The organism is Streptomyces sp. AA4, assembly GCF_000158875.1.
Taxonomy (GTDB): domain Bacteria; phylum Actinomycetota; class Actinomycetes; order Mycobacteriales; family Pseudonocardiaceae; genus Amycolatopsis.
Genome location: NZ_GG657746.1, coordinates 2175280 through 2191645 on the forward strand (window position 1 = coordinate 2175280; position 16366 = coordinate 2191645).

17 protein-coding genes are annotated in these 16366 nt (G+C 70.1%); 8 read left to right on the forward strand and 9 right to left on the reverse strand.

All coding sequences use genetic code 11. The features are described 5' to 3' along the window. Positions 1-193: 193 nt before the first annotated feature. A complete protein-coding gene (locus SSMG_RS10200) occupies positions 194-748 on the forward strand; it encodes a Uma2 family endonuclease (RefSeq protein ID WP_286156945.1) in 555 nt (184 codons plus the stop codon). A gap of 58 nt (positions 749-806) precedes the next feature. Here the strand turns inward: SSMG_RS10200 and SSMG_RS10205 are convergent, their stop codons facing one another. Together SSMG_RS10205 and SSMG_RS10210 are read right to left on the reverse strand one after the other, a co-directional pair. Beyond that, positions 807-1958: an IS481 family transposase gene (locus SSMG_RS10205; RefSeq protein ID WP_037713211.1), complete on the reverse strand. Its 1152-nt coding sequence runs from the start codon at positions 1956-1958 to the stop codon at positions 807-809. Between the two features lie 165 nt (positions 1959-2123). Then, complete coding sequence (locus tag SSMG_RS10210; protein WP_009075367.1) at positions 2124-3065, reverse strand: alpha/beta fold hydrolase; 942 nt, start codon at positions 3063-3065, stop codon at positions 2124-2126. 127 nt (positions 3066-3192) lie between these two features. On the opposite strand from SSMG_RS10210, the gene SSMG_RS10215 reads away from it, so the two are divergent. From SSMG_RS10215 to SSMG_RS10235, 5 genes are read left to right on the forward strand one after another with little or no spacing between them, the layout of a single operon-like run. After that, positions 3193-4260 carry an acyl-CoA dehydrogenase family protein gene (locus SSMG_RS10215; protein WP_009075369.1) on the forward strand — a complete coding sequence of 356 codons (1068 nt, stop codon included), beginning with the start codon at positions 3193-3195 and terminating at the stop codon, positions 4258-4260. Positions 4261-4262: 2 nt separating this feature from the next. Continuing rightward, the gene (locus SSMG_RS10220; protein ID WP_037713213.1) at positions 4263-5435 is read left to right on the forward strand and encodes an acyl-CoA dehydrogenase family protein; all 1173 of its coding nucleotides are present in this window, start codon (positions 4263-4265) and stop codon (positions 5433-5435) included. Continuing rightward, positions 5432-6340: a bifunctional MaoC family dehydratase N-terminal/OB-fold nucleic acid binding domain-containing protein gene (locus tag SSMG_RS10225; RefSeq protein ID WP_009075373.1), complete on the forward strand. Its 909-nt coding sequence runs from the start codon at positions 5432-5434 to the stop codon at positions 6338-6340. Before SSMG_RS10220 ends, SSMG_RS10225 begins: the two co-directional genes overlap by 4 nt. After that, positions 6337-6735 carry a MaoC family dehydratase gene (locus SSMG_RS10230; protein ID WP_037713215.1) on the forward strand — a complete coding sequence of 133 codons (399 nt, stop codon included), beginning with the start codon at positions 6337-6339 and terminating at the stop codon, positions 6733-6735. The genes SSMG_RS10225 and SSMG_RS10230 overlap by 4 nt, the downstream gene beginning before the upstream one ends. Beyond that, positions 6732-7904 carry a lipid-transfer protein gene (locus SSMG_RS10235; RefSeq protein WP_009075377.1) on the forward strand — a complete coding sequence of 391 codons (1173 nt, stop codon included), beginning with the start codon at positions 6732-6734 and terminating at the stop codon, positions 7902-7904. The genes SSMG_RS10230 and SSMG_RS10235 overlap by 4 nt, the downstream gene beginning before the upstream one ends. Here SSMG_RS10235 and SSMG_RS10240 read toward each other — a convergent pair. Further along, on the reverse strand, positions 7892-8455 hold the full coding sequence (locus SSMG_RS10240) for a dihydrofolate reductase family protein (RefSeq protein WP_037713217.1): 564 nt from the start codon (positions 8453-8455) through the stop codon (positions 7892-7894). The two genes, SSMG_RS10235 and SSMG_RS10240, sit on opposite strands and share 13 nt — an antisense overlap. A 159-nt stretch (positions 8456-8614) precedes the next feature. Between SSMG_RS10240 and SSMG_RS10245 the strand changes: the two genes are divergently transcribed. Then, positions 8615-9172 (forward strand): DUF5134 domain-containing protein, encoded by a 558-nt coding sequence (locus SSMG_RS10245; RefSeq protein ID WP_009075382.1) that lies wholly within the window; start codon positions 8615-8617, stop codon positions 9170-9172. A 1-nt stretch (position 9173) separates the two neighbouring features. Here the strand turns inward: SSMG_RS10245 and SSMG_RS10250 are convergent, their stop codons facing one another. The 6 genes from SSMG_RS10250 to kstD are packed head-to-tail and all read right to left on the reverse strand — an operon-like array spanning position 9174 to position 14670. Continuing rightward, complete coding sequence (locus tag SSMG_RS10250; protein WP_009075384.1) at positions 9174-9641, reverse strand: riboflavin kinase; 468 nt, start codon at positions 9639-9641, stop codon at positions 9174-9176. Between the two features lie 27 nt (positions 9642-9668). After that, positions 9669-10505 carry a MaoC/PaaZ C-terminal domain-containing protein gene (locus SSMG_RS10255; protein ID WP_286157038.1) on the reverse strand — a complete coding sequence of 279 codons (837 nt, stop codon included), beginning with the start codon at positions 10503-10505 and terminating at the stop codon, positions 9669-9671. Between the two features lie 35 nt (positions 10506-10540). Beyond that, positions 10541-11566: a ferredoxin--NADP reductase gene (locus SSMG_RS10260; protein WP_009075389.1), complete on the reverse strand. Its 1026-nt coding sequence runs from the start codon at positions 11564-11566 to the stop codon at positions 10541-10543. Next, entirely contained in the window at positions 11559-11825 is a 267-nt protein-coding gene (locus SSMG_RS10265) for a hypothetical protein (protein WP_009075391.1), read from the reverse strand. Before SSMG_RS10265 ends, SSMG_RS10260 begins: the two co-directional genes overlap by 8 nt. Further along, positions 11822-12997, reverse strand: a complete 1176-nt coding sequence (locus SSMG_RS10270; protein WP_009075393.1) for a Rieske 2Fe-2S domain-containing protein — start codon at positions 12995-12997, stop codon at positions 11822-11824. Before SSMG_RS10270 ends, SSMG_RS10265 begins: the two co-directional genes overlap by 4 nt. Beyond that, positions 12994-14670, reverse strand: coding sequence for a 3-oxosteroid 1-dehydrogenase (gene kstD / locus SSMG_RS10275; protein WP_009075395.1), 1677 nt, complete (start codon positions 14668-14670; stop codon positions 12994-12996). The genes SSMG_RS10270 and kstD overlap by 4 nt, the downstream gene beginning before the upstream one ends. A 100-nt stretch (positions 14671-14770) precedes the next feature. On the opposite strand from kstD, the gene SSMG_RS10280 reads away from it, so the two are divergent. Next, positions 14771-16357 carry an FAD-binding protein gene (locus SSMG_RS10280; RefSeq protein WP_009075397.1) on the forward strand — a complete coding sequence of 529 codons (1587 nt, stop codon included), beginning with the start codon at positions 14771-14773 and terminating at the stop codon, positions 16355-16357. The last annotated feature ends 9 nt before the right edge of the window (positions 16358-16366 follow it).

The window sequence follows — 16366 nt, forward strand, 5'->3', positions numbered from 1 at the left end:
CTGGGCACGGCTGGGCTGACCGGGGCGGTATCCCCGCGTTTCGGTGACGCATGGTGAGCGATTCGGCGAACGCGCCGCGCGGCGAATGGGCTAGCCGGGTCCGGCGCCGGTCGCGGGACGGTTCGCGCTGCCGCGCGTGCCCGACTACCCTGGCCGAGTCGTTTCCGGTCGGCCCGCCTGCGGGGGCAGCATGATGACAGTCCCGATGTTCGCGCACGGCGACCGTCTCACGCGTCGGGACCTGGAGACGATCTCGGATGAACGCCGCCGGTACGAGCTGGTGGACGGGACGCTTCTGGTGAGCCCGTCCCCGCGTCCGCTGCACCAGCGGGTGGTCGCGCGCCTCCTCGCCGCGCTCACCCCGGTGTGCCCTGCCGACTGCGAGGTCCTCCCCGCGCCGGTGGACGTGGTGCTCGACGAGTTCACCGTGATGATCCCGGACGTCGTGATCGGGCGGCGCGAAACCTTCACCGAACGCGCCCTGGTCGGCGTCCCGGTGCTGGCGGTCGAGGTGGTGTCGCCGTCGAGCAGGCACATCGACCGGTTCCTGAAACCGGCCCGGCTCGCACTCGCGGGATGCCCGTACTACTGGGTGATCGAGCCGGACGAGCCGACGCTGAGCTGCTTCCGCCTGGCCGAGGGCGAGTACGTGCTGGACGGCGAGGCGACCGGAGACGACGTCGTGCGGCTGGAAGTGCCGTACCGGCTGGAGCTTCGCCCGGCGGATCTGGTGTCGACGTACTCGTGAGTGCTGATGCCGGTTAGAACCGGCTGCCATGTTTCAGGACTTCGTGAACAGATGTGTTTCAGGACTTTGTGGGCAGTTTTTGGTTGGCGAGGCGTTGGTAGCGTACTGATCGGTCCAGGGTGAGCTGGCGGGCGATCGTGTCGTTGATCATGACGGTGACGCGGTCGCCTTGCCAGTAGACGCTGGCGGTGTGTCCGGCCCATCGGCGTCCCAGGACGATGGAGCATCCGGAGAACGCGATGACGCCGGTGGCCGAGACGGGCCGGGTGGCGAGGCCGCTGGGCCGGCGCGGCCCGGTGGCGGGGACGGCTTTGGGCCGGGCGTCGTAGCGCTGCCGGGGCGTGTCGCCGTTGAGGCTTTGGTGGCGGCGGTGGTTGTAGATCGTCCGGTATTCGTCGAGCAGTTCCTGCAGCTGGGCGAGTGTGCCGGCGGCCGGTCGGGCGGCGAGCCATTTCTGCAGGGTCTGATGGCTGCGTTCGTTCTTGCCGCAGGTTTGCGGGTGGTGCGGGGCGGCGGCGATCGCGGTTATCCCGAGGGCGGCGAGGCGGCGTTCGAGTTCGACCATGCGGCCGCGGTGTTTGCCCGAGAAGGCGAGCCCGTTGTCCGACAGCAGCGCCACGGGCAGGCCGTGTCCGGCGAAGGCGTGTTGCAGGGCGGCCCAGGTGGCGGCGGTGGTCTCGCCGGTCGCCGCGTAGGCGCCGACGTCGAGGCGGGAGTGGTCGTCGAGGATCTGGATGATGCAGACCTTCGTCCCGTCGGCCAGGTGGTGCTCCATGCCGTCGATCTGCCAGCAGCCGTTGGGGTCGGCGTATTCGAACCGGCGCCGCGTCCGGGGTTTCTTGCGCGGCTGCGGGACGATCTGCCCGTGGGCGCGCAGGATCCGGTAGACCGCCGACTGCGACGGCACCGCAGCGGCGCCCTGGGCTTCCAGCCGCCAGCGGATCGAGATCGGCCCGTTGTCGAGCCCTTCGTCGGCGAGTTCCTTGCGGGCACGCAGCACCGCCTCCGCCACCTCCGTCCCGAGCGCGGTCGGGCGGCGGTGCGGGGCGGTGCTGCGGCGGGTGAACCCGTCGGCGCCCTCGGCCCGGAACCGGTTCAGGTACTTGTGGAACACCGTCCGGGACACACCGTGCTCGCGGCAGAACCGCGCGATGTTGACGTCTTCGCCCGCGGCGGCGCCAGCGACCGCGGCGACGAACTCAGGATCCATCGAAAACCCTGCTCTGCCCATCGCCGCATGATCACCACAGCAGCCGTGGCGACCAGACCGACAGGCCGGTCAGTGTCCACGATGTCCTGAAACATCACCTGTTCACGATGTCCTGAACTCAGACAGCCGGTTAGAACCGGCTTCCGCACTCACGAGAACCCAGCCCTAGGCCGAATCCGCGATCTCCGCCGCCCGCTCCAGCCCGCCGATCGCCGCCTGCACCGACGTGCACGCCGCCATCAACGCCGCCACGAACTGGTCCGCCGCGAAGACGCACGCGGTATGCCCGGCTGGAATCTCATACGCAGCCGCCCCGGGAATCCGCCGCGCCAGGCTTCGTTGGTGCGCCGGTGCGATGAACCCGTCCCGCGAGGTCACCACGACCGCGGCGGGCAGGGTGAGGGTGTGCAGCCACGGGGTCGAATCGAAGCGGCCGATCTCGTCCAGCGCGACCGCGATCGCCCACGGGCTCGTCGAGCGGAATTCCTCCAGCGCCCACCGGTGGTCCTCCAGCCGGGCGAGGCGTTCGCGGCGCGGTTCGCCGGGGACCAGGCCGATGCGGGCCTGGTCGCGCAGCAGGTGCAGGGTGCGGCCGAACACGTCGAGCGCGACGCGTTGCCGGAGGCCGCGGCGGAAGTTGCTCGCCGTCGAGCACAGGACCAGGCCGGTGACGCGGTCCGGGTACCGGTGGGCGGTCAGCTGGCCGACCATGCCGCCCATCGAGTAGCCCGCGACCATGAACTCGCCGATCCCCAGCGCGTCCGCGACCGCCACGACGTCGTCCGCGCAGTCGTCGAGGGTGAAGTCTTGCGAGCGGATGCCCTGGCCGTGCCAGCGCTGGTCGAACACCACCACCCGGTGGTTGGCCGACAGCCGCTTCAGCACGGGATACCAGGTCAGCAGCCCGGTGCAGGCGACCGAGTGCAGCAGGATGACCGCGGGTGCGTGCCGGGGGCCGACGTCGACCACGACGGTCTGGCCGCGGCCGGGCAGGGACAGCGGCTTCGGGTCGGGCACGCCCGCGGTCGGCGGGATGGTCGCGAGCTTGCGGGTCGCTTGCCAGCCGACGTCGCCCAGCGCTGATTTGAGAACTTGTTCCGCACCCACGTCGGCGTGCCGCCCCTCTCCGCTTCGTGGTCGATCCACCGCTCGGGCCCCGGATCCCGGGGGTTGCCGAGCCAGCCCATACCGGCTAAAAATAGAACGTGTTCCACCTAGGTGGAGGGAGACCGGAGTGGACTTCACCCCCGACGATACGCAGGGCGAGATCACCTCGCTCGCCGCGCAAGTGCTCGGGAAGGCCGACGAACCCGCGGACCAGTGGCGAGCGCTGGCCGACGCGGGCCTGCTCGCGCTGCCCTTGCCCGCCGACCTCGGGGGGGACGGGCTCGGCGTCGACCACGTCGCCCCGGTGCTCACCGAGGTCGGAAGGGCCGCGGCGGCGGTGCCCGCGTACGCCGTGCTGGCGCTCGGGCTCCTGCCGATCGAGGCCCTCGGCACCCCGGCGCAGCGCGCTGAGTTCCTGCCGCCCGCGGCGGCCGGGGAGACCATTCTCACTGCCGCCTTGCACGAGCCGTCCGCGCCGCTGACCGCCCTCCCCGGGACCAGCGGTGCGGCGGCGGACGGGGCCTGGTCGGTGACCGGCGTCAAGACGCACGTGCCGTATGCCGCGGAGGCCACGCGGATTCTCACGCCGATCGCATTGCCGGGCGGGACCGGCGTCGCGTTGGTGGACCCGCAGGCGGACGGGGTCGAAGTGCTGCCCGCGTACAACGCGACCGGGACGCCCGAATACACGGTGCGGTTCGACGGCGCGCGGGTCAGCGAAGCGGATTTCCTCCGTGACCGCACCGCCGGGCACGCGGTGCAGACGCTGCACCGGTACGCGTTGGCAGGAGCGCTCGCGCTCGGCGACGGACTGCTCGCCGGAGCCTTGGCGTTGACTGCCCAGCACGTCGGCGAGCGCACGCAATTCGGTCGTCCGCTGGCGACTTTCCAAGCCGTGGCACAGCAAATCGCCGACGTCTACGTCGCTTCCCGCACCGTGCATCTGGCCGCGGTGTCGGCGGTGTGGCGGCTGGCGTCCGGGCTGGACGCGGACACTGAGCTGGACATCGCGGCGTACTGGCTGACCGAGGAAGCGCCGTCCGCGCTGGCGATCTGTCATCACTTGCACGGCGGCGTCGGCGTCGACCGCACGTATCCGCTGCACCGGTACTCCTCGGCGATCAAGGACCTCGGCCGCGCCGTCGGGGGAGCGGCGCACCGGCTCGGCCGGCTGGGCGAACGAGTGGCGGGATGAGCATGCACATCGAACTGACAGCCGCGCAGCAAGAACTTCGGGCGCAGCTGCGCGAGTACTTCGCGGGCCTGCTGACTGCCGACGAGCGTCGGGCCTTGCTGCGCGAGCGGCACGGCCAGGTGTACCGCGACGTCGTGCGCCGGATGGGCCGCGACGGGAAGCTCGGCGTCGGCTGGCCCAAAGAGTACGGCGGCGGCGGTTTCGGCGAGATCGAGCAGCACATCTTCGTCGACGAAGCCGCTCGAGCGGACGTGCAGCTTCCGTCGGTCACGCTGCAGACGGTCGGGCCGACGTTGCAGGCCTTCGGCACCGAGGAACAGAAAGCGCTGTTCCTGCCGAAAATCCTGGCCGGGGAAGTGCATTTCGCCATCGGGTACACCGAACCGGAAGCCGGGACGGACCTCGCCGCGCTGCGCACGCGCGCGGTCCGCGACGGCGACGAGTACGTGATCAACGGCCAGAAAATCTTCACCACCGGCGGCCACGACGCGGACTACATCTGGCTCGCCGTGCGCACCGACCCGGACGCGCCGAAGCACAAGGGCATCTCGATCCTCATCGTGGACACCCGAGACCCCGGCTATTCGTGGACCCCGATCATCACCTGCGACGGTGCGCACCACGTCAACGCGACGTTCTACGAGGACGTCCGGGTGCCGGCGAACATGCTGGTGGGCGAGGAAAACCGCGGCTGGCGGCTGATCACCACCCAGCTCAACCACGAGCGCGTGATGCTCGGCCCGGCCGGGCGCATCGGCGGCCTGCACGACCGCGTGTGGGCGTGGGCGGCGGCGCGCCGGACCCCGGACGGCACGGCGCTGCTCGACCTTCCGGACGTCCGCGCGGTGCTCGCCGAAACGTTCGCGGTCGCGCGGGTCAACGAACTGCTGAACTGGCAGGTCGCGGCGGCCGCGGCGCACGGGTCGGTCGAGATCGCCGACGCCTCGGCGACGAAGGTGTTCGCCTCCGAGCGGATCCAGCGGATCGGGAGGCTGCTGGAGGAGCTGGTCGGGCGGCACGGCGACCTCGCCGACCCGGACACCGCGGACCTCGCCGAATGGCTCGACGTGCTGGCGAAACGGAACCTGGTGCTGACGTTCGGCGGGGGCGTCAGCGAGATCCAGCGCGAACTGATCGCCTCCGCCGGACTGAAACTGCCGAGGGTGCCGCGATGACGATCGAGGAAGCCGCCGCGAAAATCGCCGCACAGGGCGAAAGCGCGCCGAGGTACGCGCGCGATCCGGTGAATCAGGCGATGGTGAACAACTGGGTCGAGGCGATCGGCGACGCCAATCCGGTGTACACCGACGCGGAGTTCGCCGAGGCAAGTGTCCACAAGGGACTGGTCGCGCCGCCGGCGATGGCGCAGGTGTGGACGATGCCGGGGCTGCACGGCGTGCGCGGGGACGACGACCCGCTCGGCTTGATCTTGAAGGTGCTGGACGACGCCGGGTACACGTCCATTGTGGCCACCAACTCCGAGCAGACTTATCACCGCTACCTGCGGCCCGGAGAGCACGTTTCGACCACGAACGTGCTGGAGGACGTCACCGGCCCGAAGCGCACCGGGCTCGGCGAGGGCTGGTTCGTGACCACGCGGACGAACTGGTACGTCGACGGGGAACTAGTGGCGGACATGGTGTTCCGCGTGCTGAAGTTCCGCCCGCGCGAACCGGAACCGCCGCCGTCGCCGGTGCTGCGGCCGGTGATCAGCCACGACACCAAGTTCTTCTGGGACGGTCTGCGCGAGGGCGAGCTGCGCATCCAGCGCTGGGGTGACGTGCTGCGGCATCCGCCCGGTCCGATGCCGCCGGACGGCTCGCTCGACACGGTGCCGGACTACGTGGTCGCAAGTGGACGCGGAACCGTCTACAGCTTCGTCGTGCACCACCACCCCGCGGTGCCGGGCAAGCGGCTGCCGTTCGTGGTCGCGCTGGTGGAGCTGGAGGAAGGCGTGCGCTTGATGGCCGAGCTGCTGGACGCCGAGCCGGACGAGGTCCACATCGGACTCCCGGTGACCGCCGCGTTCGTGCGCGTCGACGACGAATTGACCCTGCCCGCGTGGAAGGTGGCGCGATGACTGCCGCAGTCGGGACCGAACTGCCGCCGATGGTGATAGAGGCGACGCCGACGTTCGTCATCAGCACCGCGCTGGCGACGCGGGATTTCCAGGACGTGCACCACGACCGGGACGCCGCGGTCGCGCGCGGATCGAAGGACATCTTCCTCAACATCCTCACCGACACCGGGCTCGTGCAGCGGTACGTGAGCGACTGGGCCGGTCCGCAGGCGCTCATCCGCTCGATCAAAATCCGGCTCGGCGTGCCGTGCTACGCCGGGGACACGCTCACCTTCACCGGCAAGGTCACCGCCCGCGACGGCAACGACCTCGAACTCGAAGTGTCCGCTATGGACAGTCTGGGCGCGCACGTGACCGGCACGGTTTCGCTGACGCTGCCGGAGGAGGACGCATGACGTTCACCGGGACCACCGCGATCGCCGGGATCGGCGCGACGGAGTTCTCCAAGGACTCCGGACGCAGCGAGCTGCGGCTGGCGGCCGAGTGCGTCAGCCACGCGCTGGCCGACGCCGGACTGAAACCGTCCGATGTGGACGGAATGGTGTCGTTCACCATGGACGGCAACGCGGAAATCGCGCTCGCCCGCGAACTGGGCATCCCGGAGCTGACGTTCTTCAGCCGCGTGCATTACGGCGGTGGCGCGGCCGCGGCGACCGTGCAGCAGGCGGCCATGGCGGTCGCCAGCGGGATCGCCGACGTCGTGGTGGCCTACCGCGCGTTCAACGAGCGCTCTGGAATGCGGTTTGGCCGCGTGTCGGTGGCCGCGGCCCAGCAGGTGAATACGTCCGGCGTGGACAACGCGTTCCACTACCCGATGGGCATCGCGACCCCGGCCGCGACGGTGGCCATGGTCGCGCAGCGATATCTGCACGAATACGGGGCCACCAGCGAGGATTTCGGCAAGATCGCGGTCGTCGACCGGGCGCACGCGGCGACGAACCCGAACGCCTGGTTCCACGGCCGGCCGATCACGCTGGAGGAACACCAGGCCTCGCGCTGGGTCGCGGAACCGTTGCACCTGCTGGACTGCTGCCAGGAAAGCGACGGCGGCGTCGCGCTCGTGATCACCAGCCTCGAACGCGCCCGCGACCTCCGGCAGGCCCCGGTGGTGGTCTCCGCGGCGGCGCAGGGGAGCGGACCGGACCAGTACGTGATGACCAGCTACTACCGAGACGATCTCGCCGCGTTGCCGGAAATGGGCGTGGTCGGACGGCAGTTGTGGGCGCAGTCCGGAATCGGACCGTCCGATGTGGACGTCGCGGTGCTGTACGACCACTTCACCCCGTACGTCCTGATGCAGCTGGAGGAATTGGGTTTCTGCGGTCGCGGCGAGGCGAAGGACTTCATCGCGGGCGACACGCTCACGCTCGACGGGAAGCTGCCGCTCAACCCGCACGGCGGCCAGCTCGGCGAGGCGTACATCCACGGCATGAACGGCATCGCGGAGGCGGTCCGGCAACTGCGCGGAACGGCGGCGAATCAGGTCTCGAACGCCGGGACCGCGGTGGTCACGGCGGGAACCGGCGTCCCGACGAGCGGGCTGGTGTTGACTCAGGCTCGCTGAGGATCCTTCGGCACATACCGCATCGCGACCGCTCCGGAGGAGAACTCGCGCCGGTCCACGAACTTCAGGTCGAGGTGCTGCGGCAGGCCGGCGAACAACGTCGGCCCGTGTCCCACGATCCGCGGGTGCACCACGAACTCGTACTCGTCGATCAGTCCCATCGACGCCAGCGCGAGCGGCAGCTGCACGCCGCCGGTGTACAGGCCCTTGCCGGGCTGCTCTTTGAGCCGCAGCACCGCTTCCCGCAGATCGCCGCGCACGAGTTCGGCGTTCCAGTCGACGCTCTCGAGCCGGCTGGACACGACGTACTTCTTCGCCGCGTCGATGGTCCGGCCGAACGACTCCATCCAGGCCGGCCGGTCGACGGGTTCCGCGGACGGCCGCCACGCCTCTTCCATCATCTGGTAGATCACCCGGCCGAAAAGAAGAGCGTCGGCGCGCGCGATGATCTCGGTCGAGTGCTGGTGCAGCTCCTCGTCCGGGGCGATGCCGGCGAGGTGGTCGACGCAGCCGTCCAGCGTCACGTTGATGGAGTACCGAAGCGGGCGCATCGGCCGAGGATAGCGGGTTGACCTGCGCTTGTCGGCGCGCGCATAGCCCTTGTGGGTCAACGCGGATCACCTCATTGCTGGCTGGTGCCCGCGACCTGGGGCGTGTCACGGTGGTAAGGCCCGTGTGACGCAGCGTGTCCGGAGGAGTGAGGTGCCGAGGTGACTGTCCCGCTGGCCTGGATGTTCACCGCGCTGTTCGCGTTGCTGGCGCTGCCGTGCGTGCTGCGGCTGGTGCGGCTCGACTACGTCCGCCTCGGCCACCGGGTGCGCAACGGCGACCTCGCCGAGCTCCTGCTGGTCGTGGCGATGGTCGCGATGCTGTCCCCGGTCGGCGGCCCGATCCCGGCCGCGGGCTGGCAGGCGGTGCTGGTGCTGACCGCGGGCTGGTTCGCCTGGTCCGCGTGGCGAGGCCGGGCCGAGGGACACGGCTGCGCGCACCACGCGCTGTCGGCCGCGGCGATGCTGTACATGGTCACCGCGATGCCGCACGACGGCATGGGGCACGGTCCGTGGCTCACCATGTCCACAATGGACACCCGGCTGGCGTGGCCGGTGGTCGCGATAGCCGCGGCGGCCTACTTCGCGGCGGACGCGGTCCGCTCGGGCGTGGTGGCGATGCGGTCGCGCGGCACGACGGTGCCGGGACACGCGTCGCGCACGCTGTGCCGCGCGGTGATGGGCGCGGGCATGGGAGTCATGCTGCTCGCGGGGATCTGACTCAGCCGATCCGGTGGACTTCGCCGTCCGGCGGGAGTTCGTCCAGCTTCGGCAGCGTGTCCGCCGGATGCGCGGCCACCCACTCGCGAGCCGCGGCGACGTCGTGGCCCAGCGCGTCGATCAGGTCCTGCGAGGAATCGAAACCCCGCTGGTTCCGCAGGTGCTTGCCGAGCCAGACGGTGAGGCGCTCGCCGTACAGGTCGCCCTCGAAGTCGAGCAGGAAGGCCTCGACCAGCCGGTAGCCGTCGGCGCCGTAGTAGGTCGGGCGGCGGCCCACGGACACCGCGGCGGCCACGCGCGTGCCGTCCGCGCGCTCCGCCCAGCCGGCCCACACCCCGTCCCCGAGTTCGCCGCGCTGGTCGCGCAGCGCGATGTTCGCGGTGGGGAAGCCCAGCTCGCGGCCGCGCTTGTCGCCCGGCTCGACTGGCCCGCGCACCACGAAGAAGGTGCCGTCTCGCTCGTCCGCCATGGGACAACGGTATAACGGTCCCGAGGCTCAGCGGGGCGTCAGCACTGTGTCGGCCAGCACAGGCGCGTCGCCGCGTTCCGACGCGGTGGTCGTGACCAGCAGACGTCCGTTTTCGCGCCACACGCGCACGCGCAGGTTTTCGCCGGGGAACACGACGCCGGCGAACTTCGTCCCGAATGCCGAGACGCGCTCGGGATCGCCGTCGAGGAACGCGTCGACCACGGCCTTCGCGACGACGCCGTACGTGCACAGCCCGTGCAGGATCGGCCGGTCGAACCCGGCGGCCTTGGCGAACGCCGGGTCGGCGTGCAACGGGTTGCGGTCGCCGCACAGCCGGTACAGAAGCGCCTGCTGGGGCAGCGTCGGCACGTCGAGCACCGCGTCCGGTTCGCGGTCCGGCCATTCGATCTTGTCCGACGGCCCGCGTTCGCCGCCGAAGCCGCCCTCGCCGCGGGCGAAGATGCTGGACCGGGCTGTCCACAGTGGAGCGCCGGACTCGTCGGCGACCTCGGTCTCCTGCACCAGCACCGCGGCCTTGCCCTTGTCGAAGACGTCGGCGATCCGGGTGCGCGCGACCGCCTTGCCCTCGGCCGGGATCGGCCGGTGCAGGGCGATCTCCTGCTTGCCGTGCAGCACTTTCGCCAGGTCGATGTCGACGCCGGGAAAGTTCAGCGCGGGCGGCTCGAACGTGCGGAGGTTCGCCGCGACGGTGGCGAAGGTCGGCAGCACGCGCAGGTCGCGTTCGTAGGTGTAGCGCAGTTCGCGCTCGGCCACCGGATCCGCGCCCGCGCCGACCGCCAGGTGGTACAGCAGCACGTCGGACGGCGTCCAGGCGAAACGGACCTCGCCGAGATCGGCTCCGATCGCGACCGCGGGGTCGATGGGCACGGGCTCTCCACTCACTCGTAACTGACGGACACCTCGTCGGTCAACGGTACCGACTGGCAGGCCAGCACGATCCCGTCGGCGATGTCCTCGGCGTCCAGCACCTCGTTGTTCAGCATTTTCACCTCGCCGGAGACGATCCGGCACGCGCACGCGCTGCACTGGCCCTCGCGGCAGGAATACGGCGCGTCGAGACCCTCGGCGAGCAGGTGGTCGAGCAGCTTGCGCTGCCGCGGCCAGGTGAGCTGCCGGGTCTCGCCGTCGAGGTCGACGGTGAGCGCGGTGGTCTCGCCGCCGGTCTCGTCCTCCGGTTCCGGCTCGTCCGCGAACGGATTTCCGGTGAGCGAGTGGAACTTCTCCACGTGCACGCGTTCCCGCGGCGCGCCGAGTTCGCGCAACGCGTCCTGCGCGGCGGCCATGAACGGCGCTGGGCCGCAGAGGAACGCCTCGTGCCCCACGTACGGCTTGGCGAGCGCCCGCAGCGCGGCGACGGTCGGCAAGCCCTGCAAGGTTTCCAGCCAGTGCACCACGGTGAGCCGGTCGCCGAACCGCTCGGCCAGTTCGCGCAGTTCGGCGGCGAAAATGACGGACTGCTCGTCGCGGTTCGCGTAGACGAGCACCACTTGGCCGTCGCCCTTTTCCAGTGCGGACTTGAGAATCGACATCACCGGCGTGATCCCGCTGCCCGCGGCGAAAAGGAGGAAATCCGCGTCCAAAGAGGACGGACAGAACACGCCGGAGGGCCGCAGCACGTCGATCGTCGTGCCCGCCTTCAGTTCGTCGCAGACCCAGTTCGAGCCGTACCCGTCGGTAGTCCGCTTGACCGTGACCTGCACCCGCCCCTCGTGCGGCGCGCTCGAAAGCGAATAGCACCGCGCGACGGAACCCGTTTGGTCGCTGGGAATCCGCAGCGTGAGGAATTGCCCGGGGGAGTAGGCGAACCGTTCCCGATGCTCGTCCGGGACGGTGAACACGATGGACCGGGCGTCCGCGGTTTCCTCGATCACCTCGGCGACGGTGAGCGTGACGATTTCAGTCATTGCGCACCTGCCCGAAATCGCCGTCGCGCACCGCGCTGTCGATGCTGTCCGCCAGCTTCTCGCAGGTGTCCAGCAACGCGGTGGTGCCGCCGGAAGCGGCGTGCGCGGCGAACACCGGACAGCTGGTCGCCGCGTCGGTGGTCCACTGGATGCTGGTGTGCTTGAGGCTGTTTTTCTTGACCAGCACACAGGTTCCGCAGCTGCGGCATTCGTGCGGCCGCAGCCCGGACGTGAGGAATTCGGTGGCTTCGGCCGTCACACTCCAGCCTCCTCCGACTGAGCCGCCGCCTCGGCCTCCGCCCGCTGGCGCGCCAGGTTCTCCTGCACCTCGGCCGCCCACACCTCGTTGGCCTTCGTGGTGTCCACTTCGAACTCGAACCGGCGCGTCATGTCCTCGGTGACGTCCGCGGCGTCCACGTAGAACTGGTCGTACCAGCGGCGCAGCTGGTAGACCGGGCCGTCCTCCTCGCACAGCAGCGGATTGTCGATCTTGGTCTTGTTCTTCCAGATCTCCACGTCCTGCAGGAAGCCGACGCCGATGCCCTTCGCGAGCTTCTTCGCGATCTTGTCCGCGTGCTCGTCGGAAACGCCGGGCATCTTCTTGACCATGATGCCCCACTGCAGCACGAACGACGTCGGCGAAACCGGATAGTGGCAGTTGATCAGCACGTTCTCGATTTCGAAGCCCTGGAAGGAGTTCACCAGCCAGTTGATCATGTAGGAGGGGCCGAAATACGACGCCTCCGAGCGCAGCAGGTTTTCCTCGCCGCCGTAATTGGACGCCATGCCCATGTCCGGGCGGCCCTTGGTGTTGAGGTACTGGGTGGCGATGTGGCCCTCGAACACGTTCTTGAAATACGTGGGGAAGGCGTAGTGGATGTAGAAGAAGTGCGCCATGTCCACCACGTTGTCGATGATCTCGCGGCAGTTGGCGTTCTCGATCAGGATCGAGTCCCAGGTCCAGTTGCTCCACTCGTCGCTGAACGCGCCCTCGACGCGCGGGATCACGACGTTCTCCGGCGGCGGGTTGCCCTCCGGGTCGTGCCAGACGAACAGCTGCTTGTTCTCCTCCAGCACCTGCCACGCCCGGGTGCGCGCCCGCAGCGGGACCCGCTTGGCGTACGGGATCGACTTGCACTTGCCGTTGCCGCCCCACCGCCAGTCGTGGAACGGGCACGCGATCTCGTCGCCCTTCACCGAACCCTGCGTCAGGTCGCCGCCCATGTGCCGGCAGTACCCGTCGAGCACGTTCAGCTTGCCCGCGGTGTCCGCGAACACGACGAGCTTCGTGCCGAACGCCTGCACGGCGTGCGGTTTGCCGTCGCGGAAGCTCTCGGCGAGCCCGAGGCAGTGCCAGCCGCGGGCGTACCGCGCCGGGGGCGCCCCCGCGTCGATCGTGCGGATCTCGGATCCCTCGCTCTTCGGCGTCACTGCCTGCCTCCCGTGCCGGTCTGATCTTCGTTCGCCAGCGCCTGTGCCGCAAGGTAGCCGAACACCATCGCCGGGCCGATGGTCGCGCCCGGTCCGGCGTAGGTCCGGCCCATCACCGGCGCGCTGGTGTTGCCCGCCGCGTAGAGGCCGGGCACGACCGTGCCGTCCTCGCGCAGGACGCGGGCCTTCTCGTCAATCCGCAGCCCGCCCTTGGTGCCCAGGTCGCCGGGCACGACGCGGACCGCGTAGTACGGGGCCTTGGCCAGTTCGCCGAGGCTCGGGTTGGGGCGGTTGCGCGGGTCGCCGTAGTAGTGGTCGTAGGCGCTGAGCCCGCGCTGGAAGTCCTCGTCGACGCCCTTGCGCGCGAAGCCGTTGAACCGCGTGACGGTCTGCTCCAGCGCGTCGGCGGGCACGTCGATCTTCTCGGCGAGCCCGGCCAGCGTCGCGGACTTCGCCACGATCCCGGCCTTGTACCAACGCCCGGGCAGCGGCTGCCGCGGGCCGAGACCGGTGAACAGGTAGCGGTCGCGGTAGCGCTGGTCGAACACCAGCCACGCGGGGACGTGCTTGCCGGGTCCGTCGCCGTCGCCGTACATCGCGTGCACGGCCTCGACATACGGGGCGGATTCGTTCACGAACCGCGTGCCCCGCGAGTCGACCATCAGGCAGCCGGGCCGCGAGCGCTCGGCGAGCGCGAACCACGGACCGCCGGTGAGCGGGAACGACGGGCCCCACCACGCGTCGTCCATCAGGTCGGTCGCCGCGCCGAGCTTGAGCCCGGCGTTGATCCCGTCGCCGGTGTTCGCCGCCGCGCCGACGGTCCATTCGGTGCCGATAGGCGCGCGCTGGTACTTGGTGCGCATCTCTTCGTTGTGCTCGAAGCCGCCGCAGGCCAGCACCACCCCGCGCCGCGCGCGGAACAGCGTCTCCTCGCCGTCGCGCCGGGCTACGATGCCGGTCACGACGTCGTTTTCCACCCGCAGATCGACCAACGGCGTGTCGAGCAGAACCTCGACGCCGGCGTCCCGCAGGCCCTTCCGCAACCCGGCCGCAAGCGCTTGCCCCATGGACAGCGGCTGCTGGCCGCGGACGCGTCCGGCCAGCCATTTCATCCCGAGCGACAGCATCCGGGCGAATCCGCGCGGATGCCGGGCGATCAGGCTCAGCCAGCGATAGTCCGACTGGGTGATCGGCACGCCGAGCGGCGGCGCGCTGTACGGCGGTTCGAGCTTCGCCAGGTCGGCGCCGAGCAGTTTGCCGTCGAGCGGCTTGGGCTCCACCGACCGGCCGCCGGGACGTCCGCCGGGCGCCTCCGGGTGGTAGTCGCTGTACCCGGGCACCCACTTGAACTCCAGCGGCGTGTTCCGGGTGACGAACTCGAGCACCTCGGGACCGTGGTCGAGGAAGGTCGTGCGCAGCTGCTCCGGCACCACGTCGCCGACGATCGACTCCAGGTACTGCCTCGCGCGTTCGGGTGGTTCTTCGATGCCCGCGGCCCGCAGCGCGTGGTTGCCGGGCAGCCAGACGCCCCCGCCGGAGCGGGCGGTCGAACCGCCGAAGCAGGCTGCCTTTTCCAGCACCACCACGGAAAGCCCGCGATGGGCGGCGGCGAGCGCGGCGGTCATCCCGGCGGCGCCGCTGCCGGCCACCACCACGTCGTACTCGTCCGACATGCCACCTCACATGCAACGTGTTATCGGCTAAAGCTGGCCTGCTCGGGGCCACTTCCGTCACCATAGACGAGAACGTGTTCCAGTTCTAGGGTGGCGGACTATGGACGAGCTCGGGGCGGACGTCGTGATCATCGGAGCCGGCGCGGCCGGCGTGTGCGCGGCCATCGAAGCGGCCGACGCGGGCGCCAGCGTGCTCCTAGTGGACCGGTTTTCCGGCGGCGGGGCCAGTCGCGTGAGCGGCGGCGTGGTCTACGCCGGGGGAGGGACGCCGCAGCAGCGCGCCGCGGGTGTCGAAGACAGCGTCGACGCGATGTACGCGTACCTGCGGATGGAAACCGGCGACGTCGTGTCGGAACGGACGCTGCGGCGGTTCTGCGAGGAAAGCGTCGACCTGGTGGCGTGGCTGGAGCGCCAAGGCGTGCCGTTCGAGGGCAGCATGTGCGACTACAAGACGTCGTATCCCAGCAACAAGCATTACCTGTACTACTCCGGCAGCGAACTGTCCGGCGGCTTCCGCGACGTGGCGAAACCCGCGCCGCGCGGACACCGGGTCAAGGGGCCGGGTACATCCGGGAAGCTGCTGATGAAGCAGTTGCTGGCGGCGGCTCGCGAACGCGGGGTGCAGGTGCTGCCGCAGACGCAGGCGATGAACCTGATCACCGACGACTCCGGCACGGTCACCGGGGTGCTCACGCACACTTTGCGAGACGCGCCGTCGTGGGTGCGGGCGCGGCACGCGCGGCTCGCGGATTGGGCGGCGAAGCCGGGCATCTACGTGCCCGCGATGCGTCGGTCGCTGCACCAGCGGGTCGAGCGGATCGAGCGCAAGCACGCGCGTGAGCTGCGGATCAGCGCGCGCCGGGGCGTCGTGCTGGCGGCGGGCGGGTTCATCGTGAACCGGGCGATGGTGCGCGAGCACGCGCCCGCGTATCGCGGCGGGCTGGATCTCGGGACGTCGGCGGACGACGGTTCCGGCATCCGGATGGGTGTCGAGGTCGGCGGGCGCACGGCGGAACTGGACCGGGTGTCGGCGTGGCGTTTTCTCACGCCGCCGACGGCGTTCCTCGGCGGGCTGCTGGTGGACGCGGACGGCCGCCGGATCATCGACGAATCCCGGTACGGCGCGGCGATCGGCGAACGCATGATCGCCGAACACGGCGGACGCGGCTGGCTGCTGGTCGACGAGCCGATCGTCGCCGAAGCCCGCCGGGACGGGCGCAAGCAGGGCCAATGGTTCGCGACGCTGCAGCTGCGGTACCTGCTGGGCAAGGGCCGGGTGACCGGCGGGACGCTCGAAGAAGTGGCCAAGCGGGCCGGGATCGACCCGGCCGGGCTGGCGGCGACGTACGCCGAATACCAGCGCGGTCCCGATCCGGCGGGCAAGCCCGCGGACTTCGCGCGGCCGCTGGACACGCCGCCGTACTCGCTGATCGACGTGTCGGTGAAACCCAACCTCGGCTACCCGTGCCCGATGCTGACGCTTGGCGGCCTGGTGGTCGACGAGGACACCGGCGCGGTGGCCGGCGTACGCGGGCTTTACGCTGCCGGGCGCACCGCGGTGGGAATCTGTTCCAGGTCGTATGTGAGCGGACTTTCGCTGGCCGACTGCGTGTTTTCCGGTCGCCGGGCTGGGTTGCACGGCGCGCGCGGGGCGGACCGCGTCGACAAAAACGAGAACGTGTTCTAGTCTTGAGCG

What these genes read in the sequence shown, in the direction of transcription:
- SSMG_RS10200 (WP_286156945.1), top strand. Translation starts at nt 194, where the DNA reads ATGACAGTCCCGATGTTCGCGCACGGCGACCGTCTCACGCGTCGGGAC.
- SSMG_RS10235 (WP_009075377.1), top strand. Translation starts at nt 6,732, where the DNA reads ATGACGTTCACCGGGACCACCGCGATCGCCGGGATCGGCGCGACGGAG.
- SSMG_RS10205 (WP_037713211.1), bottom strand. Translation starts at nt 1,958, where the DNA reads ATGGATCCTGAGTTCGTCGCCGCGGTCGCTGGCGCCGCCGCGGGCGAA.
- SSMG_RS10280 (WP_009075397.1), top strand. Translation starts at nt 14,771, where the DNA reads ATGGACGAGCTCGGGGCGGACGTCGTGATCATCGGAGCCGGCGCGGCC.
- SSMG_RS10225 (WP_009075373.1), top strand. Translation starts at nt 5,432, where the DNA reads ATGACGATCGAGGAAGCCGCCGCGAAAATCGCCGCACAGGGCGAAAGC.
- SSMG_RS10260 (WP_009075389.1), bottom strand. Translation starts at nt 11,566, where the DNA reads ATGACTGAAATCGTCACGCTCACCGTCGCCGAGGTGATCGAGGAAACC.
- SSMG_RS10230 (WP_037713215.1), top strand. Translation starts at nt 6,337, where the DNA reads ATGACTGCCGCAGTCGGGACCGAACTGCCGCCGATGGTGATAGAGGCG.
- kstD (WP_009075395.1), bottom strand. Translation starts at nt 14,670, where the DNA reads ATGTCGGACGAGTACGACGTGGTGGTGGCCGGCAGCGGCGCCGCCGGG.
- SSMG_RS10250 (WP_009075384.1), bottom strand. Translation starts at nt 9,641, where the DNA reads ATGGCGGACGAGCGAGACGGCACCTTCTTCGTGGTGCGCGGGCCAGTC.
- SSMG_RS10240 (WP_037713217.1), bottom strand. Translation starts at nt 8,455, where the DNA reads ATGCGCCCGCTTCGGTACTCCATCAACGTGACGCTGGACGGCTGCGTC.
- SSMG_RS10220 (WP_037713213.1), top strand. Translation starts at nt 4,263, where the DNA reads ATGCACATCGAACTGACAGCCGCGCAGCAAGAACTTCGGGCGCAGCTG.